General features: G+C 74.0%; 17 protein-coding genes. 12 read left to right on the forward strand and 5 right to left on the reverse strand.

The annotated features are described in order from the left end of the window. Window positions 1–968: MBL fold metallo-hydrolase (locus tag AOK00_RS00735; protein ID WP_055598382.1), on the forward strand; the 968-nt coding region annotated here is incomplete at its 5' end. 110 nt (window positions 969–1,078) lie between these two features. On the opposite strand, the gene AOK00_RS00740 is transcribed toward AOK00_RS00735, so the two are convergent. Together AOK00_RS00740 and AOK00_RS00745 are read right to left on the reverse strand one after the other, a co-directional pair. Further along, window positions 1,079–1,738: a DedA family protein gene (locus AOK00_RS00740; protein WP_055598383.1), complete on the reverse strand. Its 660-nt coding sequence runs from the start codon at window positions 1,736–1,738 to the stop codon at window positions 1,079–1,081. A 46-nt stretch (window positions 1,739–1,784) separates the two neighbouring features. Continuing rightward, window positions 1,785–2,564 (reverse strand): MBL fold metallo-hydrolase, encoded by a 780-nt coding sequence (locus AOK00_RS00745; protein ID WP_055598384.1) that lies wholly within the window; start codon window positions 2,562–2,564, stop codon window positions 1,785–1,787. 146 nt (window positions 2,565–2,710) lie between these two features. On the opposite strand from AOK00_RS00745, the gene AOK00_RS00750 reads away from it, so the two are divergent. From AOK00_RS00750 to AOK00_RS00770, 6 genes are all read left to right on the forward strand, one after another. Next, complete coding sequence (locus tag AOK00_RS00750; protein WP_055598385.1) at window positions 2,711–3,127, forward strand: hypothetical protein; 417 nt, start codon at window positions 2,711–2,713, stop codon at window positions 3,125–3,127. 269 nt (window positions 3,128–3,396) lie between these two features. Then, window positions 3,397–5,565, forward strand: a complete 2,169-nt coding sequence (locus tag AOK00_RS00755) for a phage holin family protein (RefSeq protein WP_055598386.1) — start codon at window positions 3,397–3,399, stop codon at window positions 5,563–5,565. Window positions 5,566–5,630: 65 nt separating this feature from the next. Beyond that, window positions 5,631–7,055, forward strand: a complete 1,425-nt coding sequence (locus AOK00_RS00760) for an amino acid permease (protein WP_055598387.1) — start codon at window positions 5,631–5,633, stop codon at window positions 7,053–7,055. A gap of 252 nt (window positions 7,056–7,307) precedes the next feature. Beyond that, window positions 7,308–7,604 carry a hypothetical protein gene (locus AOK00_RS00765; RefSeq protein ID WP_254047195.1) on the forward strand — a complete coding sequence of 99 codons (297 nt, stop codon included), beginning with the start codon at window positions 7,308–7,310 and terminating at the stop codon, window positions 7,602–7,604. Between the two features lie 59 nt (window positions 7,605–7,663). Continuing rightward, window positions 7,664–7,828 carry a hypothetical protein gene (locus AOK00_RS38880; RefSeq protein WP_159041661.1) on the forward strand — a complete coding sequence of 55 codons (165 nt, stop codon included), beginning with the start codon at window positions 7,664–7,666 and terminating at the stop codon, window positions 7,826–7,828. 77 nt (window positions 7,829–7,905) lie between these two features. Continuing rightward, window positions 7,906–9,801 carry an alpha/beta hydrolase gene (locus AOK00_RS00770; RefSeq protein ID WP_055598389.1) on the forward strand — a complete coding sequence of 632 codons (1,896 nt, stop codon included), beginning with the start codon at window positions 7,906–7,908 and terminating at the stop codon, window positions 9,799–9,801. Between the two features lie 59 nt (window positions 9,802–9,860). Here AOK00_RS00770 and AOK00_RS00775 read toward each other — a convergent pair whose 3' ends face one another. After that, entirely contained in the window at window positions 9,861–11,072 is a 1,212-nt protein-coding gene (locus AOK00_RS00775) for a low temperature requirement protein A (protein WP_055598390.1), read from the reverse strand. A 297-nt stretch (window positions 11,073–11,369) separates the two neighbouring features. On the opposite strand from AOK00_RS00775, the gene AOK00_RS39885 reads away from it, so the two are divergent. Further along, window positions 11,370–13,418, forward strand: coding sequence for an eCIS core domain-containing protein (locus tag AOK00_RS39885; protein ID WP_254047196.1), 2,049 nt, complete (start codon window positions 11,370–11,372; stop codon window positions 13,416–13,418). Between the two features lie 159 nt (window positions 13,419–13,577). Continuing rightward, window positions 13,578–14,000 carry a hypothetical protein gene (locus AOK00_RS00785; RefSeq protein ID WP_055598391.1) on the forward strand — a complete coding sequence of 141 codons (423 nt, stop codon included), beginning with the start codon at window positions 13,578–13,580 and terminating at the stop codon, window positions 13,998–14,000. Here AOK00_RS00785 and AOK00_RS00790 read toward each other — a convergent pair. Then, a complete protein-coding gene (locus tag AOK00_RS00790) occupies window positions 13,990–14,817 on the reverse strand; it encodes a helix-turn-helix domain-containing protein (RefSeq protein WP_055598392.1) in 828 nt (275 codons plus the stop codon). The genes AOK00_RS00785 and AOK00_RS00790 overlap by 11 nt on opposite strands. Window positions 14,818–14,907: 90 nt before the next feature. Between AOK00_RS00790 and AOK00_RS00795 the strand changes: the two genes are divergently transcribed. Together AOK00_RS00795 and AOK00_RS00800 are read left to right on the forward strand one after the other, a co-directional pair. Continuing rightward, window positions 14,908–15,213, forward strand: a complete 306-nt coding sequence (locus AOK00_RS00795; RefSeq protein WP_055598393.1) for a 4a-hydroxytetrahydrobiopterin dehydratase — start codon at window positions 14,908–14,910, stop codon at window positions 15,211–15,213. An 82-nt stretch (window positions 15,214–15,295) separates the two neighbouring features. Beyond that, entirely contained in the window at window positions 15,296–16,042 is a 747-nt protein-coding gene (locus AOK00_RS00800) for a methyltransferase domain-containing protein (RefSeq protein WP_437441371.1), read from the forward strand. A gap of 23 nt (window positions 16,043–16,065) precedes the next feature. Here the strand turns inward: AOK00_RS00800 and AOK00_RS39890 are convergent. After that, window positions 16,066–16,834: NmrA family transcriptional regulator (locus tag AOK00_RS39890; protein ID WP_254047197.1), on the reverse strand; the 769-nt coding region annotated here is incomplete at its 5' end. A 203-nt stretch (window positions 16,835–17,037) separates the two neighbouring features. Between AOK00_RS39890 and AOK00_RS00810 the strand changes: the two genes are divergently transcribed. Further along, window positions 17,038–17,202 (forward strand): cupin domain-containing protein (locus AOK00_RS00810; protein WP_173861480.1); only part of this gene is annotated, 165 nt, incomplete at its 3' end.

Raw genomic sequence — 17,202 nt, forward strand, 5'->3', positions numbered from 1 at the left:
CCCCCGTCCTCCACCCCGTCGGGCGGCTCCGCCTCGACTGGCCCCGCAGTTTCGCCGACCGGCTCACCGCCCCGCTCCCCGGCGTGCGGGCCCTGGCCCGGCTCGCGCGCGAGGGGGCCGTACGCCCCCGCCCCGAAGGCCTCCGCGACATCCCGCTGCTGCCCTTCGAGCCGGGCCCGCTGCCTCCCGCCGGACCCGAAACCCTCGCCATCACCTGGGCCGGGCACGCCAGTTGGGTGCTGCGGATGGGCGGGCTCACCGTCCTCACCGACCCGGTCTGGTCCCGCCGTATCTTCGGCACCCCCGCCCGGCTCACCCCCGTCGGCGTCCGCTGGGAGGACCTGCCGCGCATCGACGCCGTCGTCATCAGCCACAACCACTTCGACCACCTCGACGCCCCGACCCTGAAACGGCTTCCCCGGCACACCCCGGTCTTCGTGCCGGCCGGCCTCGGCCGCTGGTTCGCCCGCCGCCGGTTCAGCCGGGTCACCGAGCTCGACTGGTGGGAGGCGGCCGAACTCGACGGTGTGCGCTTCGACTTCGTCCCCGCCCACCACTGGTCCAAGCGCACCCTCCTGGACACCTGCCGTTCCCTGTGGGGCGGTTGGGTGCTCACCGACGGGTCCGGGCGGCGCGTCCACTTCGCGGGGGACACCGGGTACGGCCACTGGTTCGCCGAGATCGGCCGCCGGTACCCGGGCATCGACCTGGCCCTGCTCCCGATCGGCGCCTACGACCCGCGCTGGTGGCTCAGTGACGTCCACACCGACCCGGAGGAGGCGGTCCGCGCCCACCAGGACCTGGGGGCGCGGCGGATGGCCCCCATGCACTGGGCGACCTTCGTGCTGTCCTCGGAGCCCGTCCTCGAACCCCTCACCCGGGTCAGGACCGCCTGGGAGCAGGCCGGGCTGCGCCGCGAAGACCTGTGGGACCTGCCGATCGGCGGCTCACGGGTGCTCGTGCCCTGACCCCGCCTGCCTTGACCCGGCGTGCCCTGACCCCGCCTGCCCCGGCATCACGGGTACCGGTATCCCGAGCCCTGCCGCCGCCTGCCCGGCACCCTGTGCCCCGAGGCCGCCTACTGCTCCGGCACCCCGCCCACCTTCGCCCGCGGCCCCCGGAACCGCCGCCACAGCCCCGGGACCGCGCTGATCAGCACCGTGAGGCCCACCGCGGCGACGACACCCTGCCAGGGCTCCGGGAACAGCGAACCGCCCAGGATCCCGATCAGCTGGTACGTCGCCGCCCACGCCAGACAGGCCGCCAGGTCGCCGCGCACGAACCGCCGCAGCGGCATCTCCGACAGCAGACACGCCAGCATCACCGGGATCCGCCCGGCCGGCACGAGCCGGGACAGGACGAGCACCGACACCTGATGCGTGTCGAGCCGCTCCTGAGCGTGCGCGAGCCGGTCCGGTGTCACCCGGCCCCGCAGCGCGGCGAGCCACCGCGAGCCGTTGCGCGAGCGCACCCCGCGCTGCCCCAGCCAGTACAGGGCGGTGTCGCCGAGGAGCGCGGCGAACGCCGCCACCAGGAAGACGAAGAGCAGCGCGAGCGGCGACGTCTGGTGGAAGGCGACCACCGCCGCCGAGCTGACGATCGCGCCCGTCGGTACGACCGGCACCAGGGCGCCCAGCGCCACGAGGAGGAACAGGGAGGGATAGCCGACGGCCTGCTGCGTCGACTCCGGCGACAGCTCCCGCACCGCCGTCACGACCCCGGTGAGCCCGTGGATCACCGGCCGCCCCCGGGCCGTGCCGTCGGTCCGCCCCTCGTCCCCGGCGTCACCGGGCCACCTCCGGACGTACCCGCTCGCCGTGCGCGAGCAGATGGACCGCCACCTTCGGCGCCAGCCGCGCCGCGTGCCGTACGAACTCGTCGCCCGGCGCGTGGAACTCGTGCGGCCTGATCCCGTCGAGCCCGATCGGCCAGTACGTGCCGTAGTGCACCGGGACCGCCGCCGCGGGCGACAGCTCGGCGAGCGCCTCCGCCGCCCGGCGCGCGTCGAGATGGCCGTGCCCCAGGTACGGGCCCCAGCCGCCGACCGGCAGCAGCGCCACGTCCACCGGGCCCACCGCCTCCGCCATCCCGTCGAAGAGGCCGGTGTCCCCGGCGAAGTACGTCCGTGCCGCACCCTCGACGACGTACCCGAGCGCGGGGGCGCGGTGCGGCCCCACCGGCAGTCGCCGGCCGTCGTGGAGCGCCGGCACGGCCCGTACGGTCACGCCCTCGACCGTCACCGTGTCGCCCGGCTCCACCTCGGTGAGCCGCAGCCCGTTCCCGTCGAGCCTGCGCAGCCCCGGTACGGCGGCGGGGGCGCCGCGCGGCACGACGAGCAGGGTCCCGGGCGCGAGCCGGGCCAGCGACGGCAGGTGCAGATGGTCGGAGTGCAGGTGCGAGACGAGGACGGCCTCGGCGACCGCGGCCTCGGGCGGCGGCAGGGCGCCGCGCCGCCGCCGCAGGTGCGCGAGCCGCCGTGCGAACAGCGGATCGGTGAGGAACCGGACTCCGGAGTCCTCGACCGTGCAGGTCGCGTGACCCCACCAGGTGACCTCCACCGGCATGCCGCCTTCCGTCGTCCTGGGTTCCGGCCGTCGTTCACCGCCGTTCACGATGTCCGCGCTCGTACCCTCACTCCGTATCGAGGGTAAATGTCCGGAGCGGGCGCCGGAGGATGTTCGGCCGTGCCGTCCCGCAGTAGGGTCGGCCCATGGACGACGTTCGGGTGGCGGCGATCGCCAGCCTCACCCCGCTCGAAGAGCTGGACAGTGACCCCTTTCTCGTGGACACGCGCCGCCAGCACGCTTTGTGCGCGCGCTGGGCCGACGACAAGGGGTACGTGGTCGCCCGCCAGCTGCTGTTCTATGGGATCCGGCCCGATCACGAGGCCCTGTGGGCGGACGTGGAGGCGGGGGCGGTCGACCTGTTCGTCGCCGCCAACGAGCGGGTCCTCGCGCGCGCGTTGACCTCCGTGCCCGGATTCCGCGCGGAGTGTGCGCGGCGCGGGGTGAGGGTGGAGACCGCCTGTTCCGACGGGCGGGCGTGCGAGCCGGAGTACGACGCGGCGGCCAAGGCGGGGGTCCACCGGCGGCTCTCGATGCCGACGGCCGGGTACGACGGCTGCTGACGTCGCCTCCGCGCGCACGGCGACGCGCGCACGGCGACCCGCCGCACGGCCGCACGCCGCACGGCCGCACGCCGCACGCCCGCACGTCCTCACGCACGACTTCTCGTACGTCTTGCGCGCGACCGCACGGACGTCTTCACGCGCGACCTGACCTACGTCAGCACCTACGACCTGACACACCCGGGCCGATCGCCGTCACCCGTTCTCCCCGCCGATCGTGGGCGTTGTGCCACGCTTGAGGCAGGAAACGGGTGAAAGGTGTAGCGGGCGTGGGTGACGGGCGATGGGGTGGCGCCGACCGCTGGCGGTCCGCGGGCAGTGCGCTGGGGCGGGTGATCGTGGTGTGGGCGGTGTCGACGCTCACGATGCTGATCCTCGCCGGACTCCTCCCCGACTTCGAACTGCAGTCCCCCGGCGGCGACAGCTTCACGAGGACGGCGCTCACCGCCGCGGCGGCGGCCGGCGCGTTCGGCCTGCTCGTCGCGCTCGTGTGGCCGGTGATCGTGCGGGCCCTGCTGCTCGTCCCCGCGCTCGTGCTCGGTCTGCTCGTGTTCTTCCTCAACGGTTCGCTGCTGCTCGTCGCGCTCTGGCTGATCCCCGACGGACGCGGCGCCGCCAACCCCGAGACCGCCGTCGTGGTCGCCGCCGTCATGTCCGCCGTCGCCTCCGCCACCTCCACCGCGCTCGCCGTCCGCGACGACGACGCCTACCGGCGCCGGCTGTACCGGCTCACCGGCCGCACCCGGCCCCGCGCGTCGGACGACGCGCCCGAGCAGGTCCCCGGGACGGTCTTCCTCCAGCTCGACGGCGTCGGCCACGACGTCCTGCGCGGCGCCGTCGCCGACGGGCTCATGCCGACGGTGGCGTCCTGGATCGACGCGGGTCACCGGCTCACCCCGTGGCGCACCGACTGGTCCAGCCAGACCGGCGCGAGCCAGCTCGGCATCCTGCACGGCTCCAACGAGGACGTGCCCGCCTTCCGCTGGTACGAGAAGGACACCGGCCGGCTCATGGTGTCGAACCGCCCGGCCAGTGCGGTGGAGCTCCAGCGCCGGGCCGTCCGCCGCACCGGGGACGGCGGTCTGCTCACCGTCGACGGGGCCTCGCGCGGCAACCTCTTCAGCGGCGGCGCCGACCAGCTCGCGCTCGTCCTGTCGATGGCCGCCCGGCGCGGCTCGCGCAACCGCTCGCGCGCCGGTTACTTCGCGTACTTCTCCGACCCGGCCAACGCCGTCCGTACCGCCGGATCGCTGGTCGCCGAGTGCGGGCGTGAGGTGTTCCAGTCGACCCGGGCGCTGCTGCGCCGCGAGAGCCCGCGGGTCTCGCGCGGCGGCACGTACCCCTTCGTGCGCGCCTTCGCGACGGTCGTGGAGCGGGACGTCGTCGTCTCGGCGGTGATGGGGGACATGCTCGGCGGGCGGACCGCCGTCTACGCCGACCTCGTGGCCTACGACGAGGTGGCCCACCACTCGGGCCCGCACGGCCGGGACACCGACCAGGTCCTGCGCCGTCTCGACCGCTCGATCGCGCTGATCGCCACCGTCGCCGAGCACGCCCCCCGCCCCTACCGGATCGTGCTGCTCTCGGACCACGGGCAGAGTCCCGGCGAGACCTTCGAGAGCGCGTACGGGCTGACGCTCAAGGACCTGGTCAGGGCCGGGTGCGGGCTCCCGGTGCCGCGCCGGGTGCGCAGGAACCGCAGGGGGCGCCCGGAGACGGAGTCCGGGGGAGGTTCGGAGGCGCGGGACGCGGCCAGGGACGCGCTGCGCCTCGCTCTGCACCGGCCGGTGGACGAGACCGGCGAGACCGCGAAGGAGCTGCCCGCCCCGCTCTCCGAGCCGCTCGTCCTCGCCTCCGGCAACCTCGGTCTCATCTCGTTCCCCGACGTGCCGCACCGGATGACCCGGGAGGAGATCGACCGGCGCCATCCGACCCTGCTCCGTACCCTCGCCCATCATCCGGGAGTCGGCTTCGTCCTGGTGGCGAGCGCCGAGCACGGCTCGGTGGTGCTCGCCCGCGACGGGGTGGAGGTGCCGGTCGCCGACCTCGACGACGGGGGACCGCTCGCCGTCTTCGGCCGGGGCGCGGCCCGGGCGGTACGGCGTACGGACCGCTTCCCGCACGTGGCGGACATCATGGTCAACTCGATGTACGACCCGGCGACGGGCACCGTGCACGCCTTCGAGGAGCAGATCGGCTCGCACGGCGGCCTCGGCGGCGAGCAGTCGCACCCTTTCCTCCTCTCGCCGCCGGAGCTGTCGCCGCCGGTCGGTGCGGGGGAGGAGCTGGTCGGCGCGGAGCAGGTGCACCGGGTGCTGCGGCGCTGGCTGCGGGAGTGCTCGGGTCCGCAGGTCCCGCTGGAGATTTCGCCGTCCACGGACGGATCGGAATCACTTCTTCCGGTTGACGGGCCGGTCGCGCAGGACAAAAACCACTGATTTGGACGCCTGTTCGCCGTTACCGGACGATGACCCGGAATGTACGACGGAAGGCGCACCACCGCATGAGCACGGCCACCACAACTCCACAGAGCGACACCGAAGCCCCGGGGACCACCGACGCCTCCGGAACCCCCGGAGCCACCGAGGGCGACGGCAGGCACTCCCGCCGCTTCGGGCTCCCCGTCGCGACCGCCCTGGTCATGGGCAACATCATCGGCGGCGGAATCTTCCTGCTGCCGGCCTCCGTCGCCCCGTACGGCACCATCAGCCTCGTCGCCTTCGGCGTCCTCACCCTCGGCGCGATCGCCCTCGCCCTCGTCTTCGGCCGCCTCGCCCACCGCCACCCCACGACCGGCGGACCGTACGTCTACGCCCGCGAGGCCTTCGGGGACTTCGCCGGATTCCTGACGGCCTGGTCGTACTGGATCACCGCCTGGGTCTCCAACGCCGCCCTGGCCGTCGCCGCCGTCGGCTACCTCGACGTGCTGATCCCGCTCCACGGATCGAAGCCCGCCACCATCGCCGCCGCGCTCCTCGTCCAGTGGCTCCCGGCCCTCGCGAACCTCGCCGGCACCCGCTACGTCGGCGCCGTGCAGATCGTCGCGACCGTGCTCAAGTTCGTCCCGCTGCTGCTCGTCGCCGTCGGCGGATTCCTCTTCTTCGACAGCGCCAACCTCGGGCCCTTCCGCGCCGGGGACGAGAGCGCACTCGGAGCCGTCTCCGCCTCCGCCGCGATCCTGCTCTTCAGCTACCTCGGCGTCGAGTCGGCCGCCGTCAGCGCAGGCGAGGTCCGCGACCCGCGCCGCAACGTCGGCCGCGCCACCGTCCTCGGCACCCTGGCCGCCGCCTTCCTCTACCTGCTCACCACCCTGTCCGTCTTCGGCACCGTGCCGCACGAGCGGCTCGTCGCCTCCAGCGCCCCCTTCACGGACGCCGTCAACCTCATGTTCGGCGGCACCTGGGGCGGCACGGCCGTCGCCTGCATGGCCCTCGTCTCCATGCTCGGCGCCCTCAACGGCTGGACCCTGCTGAGCGCCCAGACGCCCTACGCGGCGGCCCGCGACGGCCTCTTCCCGAAGGTCTTCGCCAGGAAGCGGCGCGGGGTCCCCACCGTCGGCGTCCTCGTGACCGTCGTCCTCGCCTCGCTCCTCACCGTCTACAACTACACGGCAGGCACCGCGGGCGTCTTCGAGACCCTGGTCCTCGTCACGACCTTCACCGCCACCGTGCCCTATCTGCTCTCCTCCGCCGCGCAGTTCTTCTTCCTCCTCTCCGGACAGTCCGACCGCGTCCACCGCCCCCGTCTGATCCGCGACACCGTCCTCACCCTCGCCGCCTTCGGCTTCTCCCTCTGGCTGGTCGCGGGCTCCGGCTACGCGGCCGTCTACCAGGGCGTGCTGTTCCTCTTCGTGGGCGTGCTCGTGTACGCGGGGATGTCGGCCCGCGGGCGGCGCGCGGCCGCGGGGGAGGGGACGACCCGGTCGTGACCGGCGTGATCGCCGCCCGTGCGGTGAACCGGTGAATCACGGTCCCCACCCGTAGGCCGCTCGGGCGGATCTCGGGCCGGACACGCCTGTCGGGACCCCGGCGGGGCAGTACGGATCTCCGTGAGCCCCGCGCCCGAGCCGACCACCGAGCCGCCCGCCACCACGGTGGGCCGCCCGGCGCGCGCGAGGCCGTGGTGCGCGAGACAGGGGCGCGGAGGCCGTTGTCCGGCCCCCGGTCGGCGCCTCTGGGTCGTGCTGCTCCTCGTCCTCGCCGCGCTGCTCACCACCGGGGCGGCCGGCGCGCTCACCGGCGGGGCCGAACTCCGGCCCGCCGCCTCCCCGGCGTCCGACCCGAGCGGTGAGACCCACGACCCGGCCGGCACCGAGGCCGGGCTCCCCGGCCGCTCCCGCCGGCACCGGACGGGCATCCGCCCGGTCCGGCGCCCGCGCCGCCTCCCGTGCGGCGCCCGGGACAGGCGCACCCCGGCCGACGCCCCCGTCCCCGCCCCGCTCGGCGACGCGCTCCGGTGCGTGGTGATGCGCTGCTGAGAGGCCCACGCCTCTCCGCAGTTCCCCCGACATCACCCCGCACCACGAGGAGCTCCGCCATGCCCGTCGACCCGTACGCCGTTCTCCAGGCCCTGCTGCGCGCCGAGGCCTCCCGTGCCCAGCGCTCCGACCGCCGGGCGCCCGAACCCGGCGCCCCGGCGGCCGAGACCGCCCCGGACCCGGCACCCGAGCCGCCCGCCTTCCGGGACGAACCCCTCCGCTGACCCTCCGTCACGCCCCGACGCGGGCCACGGCGAAAACCGATTTGCGTACCGGCGTCCGGGGGCACGAGGGTGTTCCGATGACCTCGACCGACCGGAACACCGGCCCCGATCGGTCCGCCGGACCCGCGTCCGGCGACGAGCGGAGGGCGGCGCGAGACACCACCGACTGCGCTCCTCCTCGTCCGCCCCTCCCGCGCCGCGCCGCCGACCGGCTCCTCGCCTTCGCACGGCGCCCGTACTGGGACCGCCCGGATCCCTCGTACCGCATCCGCCGCTGGCCCGACCTCACCGCGCTCTGCTTCGCCACGGTCTTCTTCTGGTCGAGCCTGACCCCGTCCCTGGTGCCCCGCCCCTGGTACCTCCAGGGCCTCGTCGGCGGGATCACCGCCGTCATCGGATACGCCCTCGGCTCCGGGCTCGCCTGGCTCTGCCGGGCGCTCGGGGGTGTCCTGTCGAGCAGGACGGGCCCGCGACGCCCGGCATCACCCCTCGCCCCGTGGTGGCCGCCCGCCCGGTTCCGTACCCGCTGCTGGCAGGCGTACTGGCTGCTCAGCCCGGTCCTCGCCGTCTGGTTCATCTCCGAGAGCGCCCGGATGCAGCGTCAGCTCCGGGTCCTCCAGGGGCTCCCGCCCGCCCTCACCTGGCACACGCCGATGATCGCCCTCATCGCCCTCGGCCTGCTGCTCGCCGCGCTTCTCGTCGCCCGCGCCGTCCGCCTCGGCTCCGTCACGCTGATACGACAGCTCGGCCGGCTCATGCCCCGGCCCGTCGCCTTCGCCGTCGGCGCGGTCGTCTCCGCCCTCCTCGTCCTCGTCGGCGTCCGCGACGTCGTCTTCGACCGAGGAGTCGTCGACATCGCCGACCGCATCGCCGAAGCCACCAACGGCGGGACCAAGGACGGCATCCGGCGCCCCGCCTCCCGCCTCGTCTCCGGCGGACCCGGCTCCCTCATCCCCTGGGAGAACCTCGGCTACCAGGGCCGCAACTTCGCCGGTTCCACCCCCACCCGCGGCACCCTCGCCGCCTGGACCGGCCGGCCCGCCCGCGACCCCGTCCGTGTCTACATACCGTCCGCGCTGCCCGCCGCCTTCCAGGACGACAGCCCCTTCGCCGCCCAGGCCAGGCTCGCCGTCCGTGAACTCGAACGCACCGGCGCCTTCGAACGCGCCGTGCTCGCCGTCGCCGGCACCACCGGCACCGGCTGGGTCGACCCCAACGTCGCCGAGGCCCTGGAGTACATGTACGAGGGGGACACCGCGATCGTCGCCGTCCAGTACTCGTACCTCCCCAGCTGGGTCTCCTTCCTCGTCGACAAGGAGAAGGCGGGCCAGGCCACCCGGGCCCTCCTCGACGCCGTACGCGCCCGGCTCGACACCCTCCCCGCCGGCCACCGGCCCCGGCTCGTCGTCACCGGCGAAAGCCTCGGCGCGTACGCCGTCGAGGCCTCCTTCGACAGCCCCGACGAGCTCCTCGCCTCCACCGACGGAGCCCTCCTGCTGGGCGCCCCGAACTTCTCCCCGATCTCCCGCGAGATCCGCCGCGACCGCGACCCGGGCAGCCCCGTCTGGCGCCCCCAGTACCGGGGCGGCGCCCACATCCGCTTCGCCCAGTTCCCCGAGACCGACCTCGCCCGCCCGGCCGCCGACTGGGCACACCCGCGCGCGGTCTACCTGCAGAACGCCTCCGACCCCGTCGTCTGGTGGTCGCCCGACCTCCTCCTCGGCAAGCCCGCCTGGCTGGACGAACCCCTCGGCCCCGACATCACCCCCGAGATCACCTGGTTCCCCTTCGTCGCCTTCTGGCAGACCTCCGTCGACATGGCCGTCTCGTACGGGGTCGACGCCCCGCACGGTCACCGCTACGGCGCCGGAGCCGTCGACGGCTGGGCGGCCGTCCTCCCTCCGCCCGGCTGGACGACCGCCGACACCACCCGGCTGCGCGCCTTCATCGGGCACCGGGCGGCGGCGTACTGAGACGGAGGACGGGAAAGGCGGCGGCGTCGGGGGCGCCCCGCCCTCCCCCCTCCTCTCCCTCAGGCCGCCTCCACGGCGTCGAACGGCCGCGCCGCCCGGCGCCGCCCGTGCAGCCACACCAGAGCCGCCGTGACCGTGGCGAGGCACACGAGCGCCACCAGGGCCGGGACGAGACCGACGAGCGGGCCCGCCGCCAGGCAGCACACCCCGCCCAGGGCGAGGGCGGTCGGCCGGCGGCCCGTGGTGCGCAGCACGATCGCGGCGGCGCCCAGCAGATACACACCGACGCCCCCGGTCAACGACCAGGCGACGACCCCGTGAAGGGGCTCGGCGAGGCCGTAGTGGCCGGTGTCGGCGACCTGTTGGAGGACCTTCTTCATACCGAGCGCGCAGAGCACGACGCCCGCGACCAGCGGCAGGTGCAGGAACGTGTACACGTCCCGCGCGAACCTGGTGCGGTCGTCGCCGTCGAGACCGGCGAGCCGGTGCTCGGCCGCCTCACCGAGCTGCCGGAAGTACAGCCGCCACAGACCGGCCGAGAGCAGGAGCCCGGCCGCCGAGGCGCCGAGCACGGCGAAGGTGAGCGGGAAACCGGAGACGCCCACGCCCATCGCGACGATGGACTCGCCCAGCGCGATGATCACGATCAGGCCGTGCCGCTCGGAGAAGTGCCCGGGGGAGTTGACCCGCCAGCCGGTGGCACCGGTGACGAAGATGCCGAGATAGTCGACGGCCACCGCCCCCAGCCACAGCAGGAGTTGGACCCGGCCGCTGTACGAGCTGCCGATCAGGAGCAGCACCAGCGGCGGGACGACGGACGTCAGGGCCGTACGGCGCAGGGTGGCGCGCAGGACGGGATCGCCGGGACTGGAGATCCAGTACGAGGCCAGGTGCAGGACGCGCACCGCGCCGTAGCAGAGCACGAACACCAGGGGCACCGACAGCCCGCCCGGAGGGTCCGCGAACACATGCGGGACGGCGAGCGACACGATCAGGACGACGGCCATGACCGTGACGAGGACCCCGAACAGGGCGCCGGAGTCGGCCCGCACGACGTTCCCCAGCCAGGCGAAGCAGCACCAGCACCACCACAGCAGCGCGAGGACGACCATCGCACCGACCACCCGCACCGGCGAGGGCGCGGCCGCCATCAGAGCGGTGACCTGCGTGATCGCGTACACGAACACCAGGTCGAAGAAGAGCTCCGCGGGCGTCACCGCGTGATCGTCCCCGGTGGCCACCATGCGGGCCCGTTCCCTGTTCCACGCCATGTTTCTCTCCCCCTCCGGGGAGACCGCTCCCGGCCACCCCGGCGCGAACAATACTCACGCCCCGGGCCCGGCGACACGCGGTTCCACCACCGGCCGAACGACCCCCGCGCACCGCCCCGCCCGCCCGCGTGACCCGTCGATCAGTGACCGTCGCCGGCGACCAAGAGCCGTCACCGGGCTCGGGGTTGCCCTTCCGGTCAGCCGCCGCTGCCCGGACGGACCTGGCGTGGGCGGTGCTCCCCGACGTATCCAGGAGAAGTCGACAGACACCTACGCCACAGCCTCCCGGGGACCCTCTTGCGCGATCACGAGAACGCCAGCACCGAACAGGCGGCCGACACCGCACGCAGCCCTTCCCGGCACCTGCCACCGGGCCTGGTCGGCCTGCACGCCGCCGCCGGAAACGCCGCCGTCGTCCAGATGCTCCGCCAGGCCGGCCATTCCTGGGCCCAGCCGGAGCAGCACCAGCACTCCGCCGGCTGCGGTCACCCGCGGAACGTGCAGCGGTCCGCGGTCCACGACGTCCTGCGCGCCCCCGGACGCCCACTCGACACCGCCACCCGCACCGACATGGAGGCACGCCTGGGCGCGGACTTCTCCGACGTACGGATGCACACGGACGCCGCGGCGAAGGCGTCAGCCGCCGAAGTCGGCGCCCGCGCCTACACCTCCGGCAGCCACATCGTGGTCGGCGACGGCGGCGCCGACCGACACACCCTCGCCCACGAACTCACCCACGTGATCCAGCAGCGCCAGGGCCCGGTCGCGGGCACCGACAACGGCGGCGGGCTGAACGTCTCCGACCCCTCCGACCGCTTCGAACGGGAAGCCGAAGCCAACGCCACCCGAGTCATGGCGCGCCCGGCACCGTCCTCCGCGCCCGGGCGTGAGCCCGCGCAGGAGCACCCGCCCGCGACGAAGGGAGGGTCCGTCCAGGCGGCCCCGCCGGTCCAGCGCCTCGTCGGATTCGAGGTCGAGGTGAGCGCTCCGAGCTACGAGCACGCCGCGAACGCGGGCCGGCTGATCACCCGTTCCGGGGTCGACCCGCAGAGCATGGACGCCATCAGCACGCTGTTCTTCGGCGGTCTCCCCTATGCGACCGAGGTCGTCGACCGACGGGCGACCGACGGGTGGTTCCTGACCACCGACCACAACCCGCTGCAGAGGCATGGAAGGAACCTGTACCTCGCGATCGCCAAGGCGGCGCTCCAACGCAACCAGAGGGTCGTCGCGAACCCTTCGGGATACGTGTCGGTCAGCAACCTGGAGTACGTGAGCCTGCCGGTGGACGAAATGGCAGCGGGGTCGAACCAGCGGTTCGCAGGCCTGATCGGGAGCATGAGCCAGCACATCCAGCAGATCTTCGGCATGCCACTGAGCGCCGGTATGCACGCCGTACCAGGCAGCCAGTACTTCACAGGCTTCCCCGATCAGGCACTGCGGGCCTGGCTGGGTGACGACATCTACAACGCCGTGCAGGCGGAGCGCACCGCGTTCACCAACGCCATGGCCCTGTCCCTGAGCATCCAGGCCACCGCAGGCGTGCTGCCCTCGGGGATGCCGGACCTCTACACCACGCAGGCCACCCGGCTGGGTGAGGAGGCGAACGCCCCCGGCGCGGTGGACGCCCTGCGCGCACGCGGGGAGGCAGCGGCGGCCGTACCCCAGTCCATCAACGCGCTCTTCAACGATCACGCCTTCCAGCAACAGCTCGGCGGAGCGGCGGAGATCCCGCGACGGCAGATCCACGGACTGCTGAGTCTCGGCCTCTCGTACGTCATCGGAAACGCGATGAACCAGACCCAGCTGTTCGGCGCCACCAGCACGGCGAAGAACGCGGTCCCGCTCCTGGTGAAGCTGGGCGACCTCGCCCAGGTGCACGGCTCGGCGCTGGGTGACGCCCAGGCCGTCACCGCACCCCCGGCCCTGCTCGACCTCATCACGCACTGGTTCCACACCTTCGTGCCGCAGACCAGCCCCGCCTACTGGACACAGGCCTACGGCGTGGGAATGGGCACCTCCGAGAGCCGCGAACCGATCCACGGAAACGCGGCCGACCCGATGGCGGGCACCAGGCAACTGCTCGGCGCCCTCTTCCGCGGCGACACGGGCTTCCGGACCGTCGCGCCCGGCAGGCCCCTCGCCCGGCCCGACGCGCCGTCACCCCGGATGGCCGGCGCCGTCCACGGCCAGCAGGGCGTCCCGATGGAGTTCCGCTGGGGCGGCAAGGCAGGCAGCATCCAGGAATTCGCCACCAAGGCGGAGCGGTTCGTCAACGAGGTGCGCGCGGCCAACTCGGCACACCTGAGCGAAGCGGACCGGAACGCCCTGACGCAGACGTTCTGACATGCCGGCGACCAGGGGCGGGGCCGCATTACCTCCCACGTAATCGACCCGAGCCGAGCCGCCCGGCATGCTCGTGGACACCGGAACCCGGGCGGCGCACTCCGCTCGGGCTCCGGACCCACCACCAGCACGAACGTCCCCCATGGAGGGTGATCCGCCATGTCCCAGGCCCTGCTCGCCGGTCTCGCCCGCACCACCCGACCGCAGTCCGCGGTGCGCCGCTTCCTCGCCCTCGACGCCGTCGTCACCGGGGCGAACGGGATCGCCTACGCCGTCGCCTCCGGCCCGCTCGGGGAGTTCCTCGGCGTCGACGCGGGCCTCCTGCTCGAACTGGGCGTCCTGCTCGCCGTGTACGCCGCCGGCGTCGCCTGGCTCGCGAGCCGCCCGCAGCCCCCGGCGCTGGGCGTGAAGCTCGTCGTCGACATCAACGCGGTCTGGGCCGTCCTCAGCATCGTCGCCCTCGTCGCCTGGCTGGAGCCGACCACCGCCGGCCTCGTGTGGACCCCCCTGCAGGCGGCCACCGTCGGCGGCTTCGCCCTCGCCCAGTGGGCGGCGTTGCGGGCCGTCGCCGCTAGCCGCTGAACGGCGGCAGGGACTGGAGGTAATCGACCGTCGCCGGGTCGGCCGGGAGGAACGTCTCGATGGCCAGCTCGGCGACCGTCACGTCCAGCGGGGTGTTGAACGTCGAGATCGACGACACGAACGACAGCACCCGCCCGTCGTGCTCGATCCGCAACGGCAGCGCGAAGTACGGGTACACGTCCCCGGGACCCGGGGCGCCGGGCCCGTCCCCGTCGACCGCGCCCGCCGGCGGCGGATACGCCCTCACCTCCGCGTACAGCCCCCGCAGCGACTCCGAACGGGCCAGCCCGATCTGACGCTCCATCTGGTGCAGCAGATGCCCGCGCCACTCCGGCAGGTTCCGGATCCGGGGCGCGAGTCCCTCCGGGTGCAGGGTGATCCGCATCGCGTTCAGCGGCGGCGTCAGCAGATGCTCCGGCAGACCGTCCAGCAGCAGCCCGATGCCCCGGTTCGCCGCCACCACCGTGTACGAACCGTCCACCACGAGCGCCGGATACGGCTCGTACCCCCGCAGCAGCTGCTCGATGCCCGCCCGCAGCGCCTCCAGGCGCGGGGCGTCGAGCGGCGACTCCGCGTACCGGGGCGCGTACCCGGCGGCCAGCAGTAGCGCGTTCCGCTCGCGGACCGGCACCTCCAGGTGCTCGGCCAGCCTCAGGATCATCTCCTCGCTCGGCCGGGAGCGGCCCGTCTCCACGAACGAGATGTGCCGCGCCGAGGAGTCCGCGCGCAGCGCCAGTTCCAGCTGGCTCAGCCGCCTCTGCTCACGCCAACCGCGCAGCAGGGGGCCCACTCCCGTGTCGCTCACGACCGTTGTCATGGCCAGACGGTATCCCAGAGGGGGACCCGGGTAGTTTCCCCCGGGGACCTTGTCCGTCACCCGCGCCACCCGACCGGAGGGAGCACCGCCGTGCCCACACAGCCGCTGTCGCAGAAGGAGATCGAGGACCGACTGCGGGAGCTCCCCGGCTGGTCCGTCGAGGACGACCGGCTCACCCGCGAGTACCGGCTCGGCGACCACTTCGCGGCGACCGCGTTCGTCGTCCATGTGGCCAGGATCCAGCAGGAGCTCGACCACCACTCGGATCTGACCCTCGGCTACAACACCGTCGCCCTGTCCGTGAACACCCACTCCGCCGGGGGCGCCGTCACCGAGAAGGACTTCGGGCTCGCCGAGCGGGTGGAGGGGATCGCCCCGGGCCACGGCGCCGCCTGACGTGCGGTCACCCGCCTGCCGCCCTTCGAACGGTCACCCGCCTCCCGCTTCGTACGGTCGCTCCTCTCGTACGATCGCCGGCATGGCGGAGACCCTGCTCGACTACGAGACCGAAGCGGCGCACTACGACCGGACCCGGGGCGGGGTACCCCGGGCCGGCGCCGCGGCCGAGGCCGTCCTGAGCCTCGTGCCGCCCGGCGCCCGGACCCTGCTCGACCTGGCCTGCGGCACCGGCCTCGTCACCGAACGGCTCACCCGGCCGGGACTGCGCGTCTACGGGGCGGACGCCGCCCACGCCATGCTGCGGGTCGCCGACGGACGCGCACCCGGCCGGGTCGTCCGCGCCGACGCCCGGCGGCTGCCGTTCCCCGACGCCTCCCTGGACGCGGTCAGTGCCGTCTGGCTGCTGCACCTCGTCCCCTTCACGGCGGAGATCGTCGCCGGGGCCGCCCGCGTCCTGCGCCCCGGCGGCGTCCTGATCGCCACCGTCGACAAGGACGCGGCCCACGACGTCGGCAGCGACATCGACGCGATCCTCCGCCCGTACCGCTCGGCCGGGGCCGCCTCGGACCGGGCCGACCTCGTCACCCGGTGCGCCGCCGACCACGGCCTCGCACCCACCCCCGGCACCCACTTCACGGGACACGGCCAGGGCGCCACCCCGCGCGACACCGTACGCAAGCTGCGCGCCGGGTACTTCGCCTCTTGGTTCCCCGACGACGCGGCGGCCGTCGAGACGCTCGCCACCGCCCTCGCCGCCCTCCCGGACCAGGACCGTCCCCGTGCGGATCCCCGGTACCGCCTCGCCCGCTTCGTCCGGCAGGACTGAGCCGGCACCCGGGTGACCCGGGCTCAGGCCTCCTCGCCGCCGGCCCAGGTCGCGTCCGCGAACGCGCCGAACGAGCGCGGTTCACGTCCGAGGACCCGCTTCACGCCGTCCGTCACCGAGGCGTTGTGGCCGTCGAGGAGGGTCGCGAACAGGGCCGCGAGCCATCCGGCCTCCGGGGCCGGAAGACCGAACCCGGTGAGCATCGAGGCGTACTCGGACCGGGACGCGGGCCGGTAGGCCACCGGGCGCCCCGAGGCGCGCGAGATCTCCGCCGCCACCTCCGCGAACCCGATCGGACGGGGCCCCGTCAGCTCGTGCACGCGTCCCGCGTGACCGTCCGTCGTCAGGGTCTCGACGACCACGTCCGCGAGGTCGTCCACATCGATGAACGGCTCCGCCGTGTCACCCGCCGGGAAGACGACCACGCCCTCCGCGACCCCCTCCGCGAGCAGCCCCTCGGAGAAGTTCTGCGCGAAGAACGAGGCCCGTACGACGGTCAGTTCCACCCCGACGGCCGCCGCGCGCAGGGCCTCCTCCGCCACGACCGCCTCCGGCTCCCCGCGCCCGGACAGCACCGTCAGCCGCCGCACGCCGTGCTCCGCGGCCAGCCGGCCGAAGGTCTCCATCGCCTCGACCCCGCCCGGCGCGGCGAGATCCGGGTAGTAGGCCACGTACGCGGCGTCCGCGCCCCGCAGCGCCGGCCCCCAGGTCTCCGGGGCCTCCCAGTCGAAGGGCGTCGAGCCGGAACGGGACCCGGCGCGGACGGTCACCCCGCGCGCCGTGAGCCGCTCGNNCGGTCTTGCCGGTCGCGCTCGTCACCAGGACGGTCGGGCCCTGCTCGTTCACGCCCGGCTCGGTCGCGTGCTGTTCGTTCCGCGTGTTCCTCGTCTGCTTCGTCATGGGTCAAGACTCCCGCCCACGGCGCCCGCCGCCCATGCTTCCCCGTCTCACACCCCTACGTCTCCGTCTCACCGGCCCGCCTACCCTGTTGACCCATGGACGCACTCGCCGGACTCCTCGACGGCCCCCGCGCCAGGGGCGCCTTCCTGCTCCGCATGGTCATGGAGCCGCCGTGGTCGGTGCGCATCGAGGACGCCGCCCCGATCTGCGTGATGTGCGTGACCGAGGGCGAGGCCTGGGTCGCGCCCGGCACCGGCGAG

The sequence above is a fragment of the Streptomyces aureus genome (assembly GCF_001418135.1).
Taxonomy (GTDB): Bacteria; Actinomycetota; Actinomycetes; order Streptomycetales; family Streptomycetaceae; genus Streptomyces; species Streptomyces aureus_A.